The following is a 5,449-nucleotide window of genomic DNA, read 5'->3' as shown; positions in this document are numbered from 1 at the left end:
GCGTACCGCCGGCACGATGCTCAGACCTTTGTGGCCGGCAGCTCCCTCACCAACCTGGCGATGCTGCAGGAACTGGCGGGTGGACAAGCGCTGGAATGGACCGTCTTTGCGCAGGTCGTGCCCGATCCGTCGGCGGGAACGACCTTGCTGCAGGTGGAACACCTGAACGGGATGAAGAAATACCGCGACGAGGCAGTCTCGTCGCTGACTCTGGAGGGTTTTGCCGTCGCCAAGGCGCTGGTGACGGCTATCCAGCAATCGAAGCGACGCGGGCGCCTCGCGCTGGAAGATTTCGCGGCACGGAACAGGACAATGGACCTGGGCGGCCTGTCCGTGATGCTCGCCAACGGCAGCAACCGGCTGTCGGCTTATGTCGATATTGCGTTGTTCCGCAAGGGCAGCGGACTCAGGTTTTGACGGACATTTCCACACCGACCTCTTCCCAGCAGGACCGCTCCTTCTCGATCCAGTAGGCTAGTGTCGGATGGCGGTCGAGCCATTCGCGCCTGAGTTCGAGGTCGATGCGGTTCTTCATCTTCAGGCGCATGCCGCTCACATCTTCTTCGATGCGCGAATGGAGGAAGATGACAGCCAGCCGCAAGGCCAGCACAGCCTTCGCAAAGTCAGGATCGGCAAGCACATCGCCCAGCTTCCGGAGGTTGCCTTTCTGTGCCACGACCAGCGTGCTCATCACGCGTTGCTCGCGCGCGGTGAATCCGGGCAGGTCGGCGTTCTCCACCATGTATGCTCCGTGCTTGTGGTAACCGGTATGCGAGATGGCCTGGCCGATCTCGTGCAACATGGCGCTCCAGCCGACATACTGGCCAAGCGCATCCGACGCCGGCTTCAGCAGGCCGAAAAACGTGGCCGCCGTCTGTGCTACCTGCGACGCCCTGCTTTCCGCCACATGGAAACGACGCATGCATTCCCGGACTGACATGTCGCGCCGGTCCAGCTTGTTGGCGCGCAGCTGCAAATCCCACAGCACGCCCATGCGCAGCCCTGCATCGACGGCAGTCATCGAACGCACATCCAGCTCCTGCATGATGCCGATCAGGACTGCCAGTCCGCCTGTTAGGGCAACTACCCTTTCCGGTTTGACGCCCGCCAGCTTGACCTGGCTGATATGGCCGCAGGCGACCAGATGTCGCCGCAACGCCTGCAGGCTGCCGATGGACATGGTGCCGTCGCCGATGGCGTTCTTTGAAATGCCATCCGAAATGGCACGCATGGTACCCGACGATCCGTAGGCGCCAGTCCAGTGCTTGCGGGAATAGAGCGGCGCGGCATCCTCGAACACAGAGCGGGCGCTCAGGATGGCGGCATCAACCGACGCGTCATCGATCACCCCATCCGGAAAAAACGACTGGCTATGCCCGACCGTGCCGATACTGAACGACTCGACGTGGCGGATCTCCTGCCCCTGCCCCAGGATCAGCTCGGTGGACCCGCCGCCGATGTCGATCACGAGACGGGACTCGGTTGGCTGCGTGAGCTTGCTTGCCACGCCCATGTAAATGAGGCGGCCTTCTTCCTCGCCCGAAATGATCTCTATCGGATAACCGATGGCCGCTTCCGCCTCGGGCAGGAATGCCGCGGCGTTGCGCGCAATGCGCAGGGTGTTGGTGGCGACGACGCGCACGGCATCGAGCTGGAAGCCGTTCAGAACGGCGCGAAAACCTTTCAGGGATTCGAGCGCGGTACGTTTCGCCTGTTCGGTCAGGTTGCCCTTGCTGTCGAGGCCGGCGCCGAGGCGCACCGGATCGCGTGCCGTCTTGACGATGCGAAACGCCCCTGCCTCGAACTTGCCGACATGCAAGCGAAAACTGTTTGATCCGAGGTCTACTGCAGCAAACATCCGTTTTCCTTCTTTTCCAGTGCGAGGTTGAACAACTTGAATGTATCACCAACCGGCAGCGCGCCCGGGCAAAATGTCAGGACGATAAAGGAGGATTGTGACTCCTCGATGACGGCATCCATTTCGGAATGCAAAAACAAAAAACCCGCGTGACGCAATGTTCACGCGGGTTTTCTGGTAATTCTGGCGGAAAGGGAGGGATTCGAACCCTCGATACGGGAGAACCGTATACTGGATTTCGAGTCCAGCGCATTCGACCACTCTGCCACCTTTCCGGGTCGTCTTGCAGCGGGTAAAAGCTGCAAAGCAAAAGAGTATAGCAGGCTTCTATTCAATTCGGAATAGGCCAGATGATTTCTTCCGATCATCATCTTGTCATAAATGTTGACTACCATTCACCGGTATTCACCATTACCAATAAGAAATAAGCAAGAAGGCTGACTTGAACCCGCTTCCCCTCACACGCGAGCCGGCAATCCCGGCGCAGGAGTTCGCCGCCATGACCCCGGCCACGGCAGATAAGACAAAGGCTGTCCACCATGGCGGCCATGGACGCGTCAGGATCTGGAGCCCTGCCGCCAACGACAGAGCGGACGAACCGCAAAAGCAGCCGGAAAACAGGGACGCCATGCTGTTATCACGCCTCAAGGAAATCCTCGAGCAGCGCCAGCTGAATGCGCTCTTCCAGCCGATCATCAACATGCAGCGCGGCGAAATCGTCGGCTATGAAGGCCTGATCCGCGGGCCTTCCGACAGCCCGCTGCATTCGCCCATGAACCTGTTCAAGGTGGCGCGCGCCAACGGGCTCAGCGTGGAGGTCGAGCACATGTGCCGCCGCGTCGTCATCGAGCGGTTCGCCGAACTGAACCTGCCCGGCAAGCTCTTCCTCAATGTCAGTCCCGAGATGCTGCTGCTGCCACACGCGCGGCATGGCGAGACGCTGGGCTACATCCAGGAAGTCGGACTGAATCCGGACCGCGTCATCATCGAGCTGACGGAGAACCAGCCGACCTACGATTACGACCTGCTGCGCGAGGCCGCGATGCACTACCGCGGGATGGGATTCGAGATCGCAATCGACGACCTCGGGGAAGGCTTTTCGAGCCTGCGCCTGTGGTCTGAACTGCGCCCCGAGTACGTGAAGATCGACATGCACTTCGTGCAGGGCATTAACCAGGACCCCGTGAAGCTGCAATTTGTACGTTCAATCCAGGAAATTGCGGAGCAGTCCGGCACGGTCGTGATTGCGGAAGGCATCGAAACCCAGACCGAACTGCTGCTGCTCCGCGACCTCGGCATCGCCTACGGCCAGGGCTACCATATCGGGAGGCCGCATGCGAGTCCGGCAACAGTCATGGCGGCGGAAGTCGCGAAGACCCTGAACCGCAACCATGTCGCGGTGTACCCGTACAAGAATGCATTCGAACAGAACGCAGTCACCGCGCTGCGGCTGCTGCACATCGTACCGGCTGCTTCACCCGAAATGACCAATACCGAGGTGTGCGACATGTTCAACAGCGATGCGGAACTCGAAGTCATTCCCGTGGTGGACAACGGGATGCCCGTGGGCCTTATTTCGCGGCGCGACCTGATCGACCGCTTCTCGCGCCTCTATTCACGCGACCTGTACGGCAAGAAACCCTGCACCACCTTCATGGATGCCCGTCCGCTGATCACCGACAAGGACACCAGCCTGCAGGAGCTGAGCGAGATCATCGTGGCCGCCGACCGGCACCACTTGTCGAACGGCTTCATCATCACTGACCAGGGCCGCTATCTCGGCATGGGCACCGGACAGGACCTGATGCGGGAGATTACGCAGATGCAGATCAATGCCGCGCGTTACGCCAATCCGCTGACCCTGCTGCCGGGGAACGTCCCCATCAACGAACACATCGACCGCCTGCTCCACAACGGCGTGCGCTTTGCCGCCTGCTACGTGGACCTGGACCATTTCAAGCCCTTCAACGATGTGTACGGTTACCGCCGGGGAGACGACGTCATCCAGCTCACCGGGCGGATACTGGGCATGCATTGCGACCCGAACCGCGACTTCATCGGGCATATCGGCGGAGATGATTTCATTGTCCTGTTCCAGAGCGAGGACTGGGAGGAACGATGCTCGGCAATCATTGGTGAGTTCTCAACTGCCATCCCGCATTTCTTCAGCGCGGAAGACCGCGAGCGCGGTGGCTACCTGAGCGAAGACCGGCGCGGGCGCAAGGTCTTCCATTCGCTCATCAGCCTGTCCCTGGGCGTGGTACGGATCGAACCGGGACAATTCGCGTCCCACCACCAGATTGCCACCGCTGCATCCGACGCCAAGAAACAGGCGAAAAAAATCCCTGGCAACAGTGTGTTCATCGAACGCCGCCAGGGATCTTCTTCGCCGAACTGGCCCTTCACAAGCTGAAGGGCCAGCTGGTCTTACGCTGCGCGCGCTAGGCGCTTCATGCCGCCCATGTAGGGCTGCAGCACTTCCGGGATATCCACGCTGCCGTCAGCCTGCTGGTAGTTTTCCAGGATGGCGACCAGTGTGCGGCCGACCGCGAGGCCGGAACCGTTGAGGGTGTGCACCAGTTCCGGCTTGCCCTGGGCATTGCGGAAACGGGCCTGCATGCGGCGCGCCTGGAAGGCTTCGCAATTGGACACCGAGGAAATCTCGCGGTAGGTGTTCTGCGCCGGCAACCACACTTCGAGGTCATAGGTCTTGGCGGCGCCGAAGCCCATGTCGCCGGTGCACAGCGTGATCACGCGGTACGGCAGGCCGAGCTTCTTCAGGATGTTTTCCGCGTGGCCGACCATTTCCTCGAGCGCTTCGTAGGACTTCTCCGGGTGCACGACCTGCACCATCTCCACCTTGTCGAACTGGTGCTGGCGGATCATGCCGCGGGTGTCTCGGCCGTAGCTGCCCGCTTCCGAACGGAAGCACGGGGTGTGCGCGGTCATCTTGATCGGCAGCGCGTCACCGGCCACGATCTCGTCGCGCACCATGTTGGTCAGCGGCACTTCGGACGTCGGGATCAGGTACAGCGCCTCGCCCTCGCCTTCCTGGCCGCCCTTCTTGGCGGCGAACAGGTCGGCTTCGAACTTCGGCAGCTGGCCCGTGCCGCGCAGGGAGTCGGCATTGACGATGTACGGGGTGTAGCACTCGGTGTAGCCGTGCTCGTTGATGTGCGTGTCCAGCATGAACTGGGCAAGCGCGCGATGCAGGCGGGCGATGCCGCTCTTCATCACGGCGAAGCGTGAGCCGGTGAGCTTGGTGGCGACGTCGAAATCGAGGCCGAGCGCGGCGCCCACATCGACGTGATCCTTCACCTCGAAATCGAAGCTGCGCGGCGTGCCGACCTTGCGCACTTCCACATTCGCGCTCTCGTCCTGGCCTGCGGGCACCGATGCGTGCGGCAGGTTCGGCACGGCGAGCATGAACTCGCTCATCTTTGCCTGGATCACGTCCAGACGCTCGGCGGAGGCCTTCAGTTCATCGCCGATGCCGGCCACTTCCGCCATCACCGCCGTCGTGTCCTCGCCCTTGCCCTTGAGCATGCCGATCTGCTTGGACAGCGTGTTGCGCTTGCCTTGCAGTTCTTC

General features: G+C 61.3%; 5 protein-coding genes and 1 tRNA gene. 2 read left to right on the top strand and 4 right to left on the bottom strand.

Translation table 11 applies throughout. The features are described 5' to 3' along the window. The coding region (locus AYR66_RS06895; protein WP_474647527.1) for a type 1 periplasmic-binding domain-containing protein at nucleotides 1-417 on the top strand (417 nt) is incomplete at its 5' end. On the opposite strand, the gene AYR66_RS06890 is transcribed toward AYR66_RS06895, so the two are convergent. From AYR66_RS06890 to AYR66_RS06885, 3 genes are all read right to left on the bottom strand, one after another. After that, nucleotides 407-1,858: a Ppx/GppA phosphatase family protein gene (locus tag AYR66_RS06890; protein ID WP_088706900.1), complete on the bottom strand. Its 1,452-nt coding sequence runs from the start codon at nucleotides 1,856-1,858 to the stop codon at nucleotides 407-409. The genes AYR66_RS06895 and AYR66_RS06890 overlap by 11 nt on opposite strands. Further along, entirely contained in the window at nucleotides 1,843-1,980 is a 138-nt protein-coding gene (locus tag AYR66_RS28810; protein ID WP_170942087.1) for a hypothetical protein, read from the bottom strand. Before AYR66_RS28810 ends, AYR66_RS06890 begins: the two co-directional genes overlap by 16 nt. A gap of 62 nt (nucleotides 1,981-2,042) precedes the next feature. Next, a tRNA-Ser gene (locus AYR66_RS06885) sits at nucleotides 2,043-2,133 on the bottom strand. Nucleotides 2,134-2,486: 353 nt separating this feature from the next. Between AYR66_RS06885 and AYR66_RS06880 the strand changes: the two genes are divergently transcribed. Then, a complete protein-coding gene (locus AYR66_RS06880; protein WP_234815012.1) occupies nucleotides 2,487-4,271 on the top strand; it encodes a GGDEF domain-containing protein in 1,785 nt (594 codons plus the stop codon). A 14-nt stretch (nucleotides 4,272-4,285) separates the two neighbouring features. On the opposite strand, the gene serS is transcribed toward AYR66_RS06880, so the two are convergent. Beyond that, nucleotides 4,286-5,449: serine--tRNA ligase (gene serS / locus AYR66_RS06875; protein WP_088709652.1), on the bottom strand; the 1,164-nt coding region annotated here is incomplete at its 5' end.

Source organism: Noviherbaspirillum denitrificans (genome assembly GCF_002211445.1).
In the GTDB taxonomy this organism is placed as follows: domain Bacteria; phylum Pseudomonadota; class Gammaproteobacteria; order Burkholderiales; family Burkholderiaceae_D; genus Noviherbaspirillum; species Noviherbaspirillum denitrificans.
The sequence above is the reverse complement of the archived record's forward strand: the minus strand, read 5'-3'. Positions and strand labels throughout refer to the sequence as shown.

Coding starts and splice junctions, on each gene's coding strand:
- AYR66_RS06890 (WP_088706900.1), bottom strand. CDS start 1,858: ATGTTTGCTGCAGTAGACCTCGGATCAAACAGTTTTCGCTTGCATGTC.
- AYR66_RS28810 (WP_170942087.1), bottom strand. CDS start 1,980: ATGGATGCCGTCATCGAGGAGTCACAATCCTCCTTTATCGTCCTGACA.
- AYR66_RS06880 (WP_234815012.1), top strand. CDS start 2,487: ATGCTGTTATCACGCCTCAAGGAAATCCTCGAGCAGCGCCAGCTGAAT.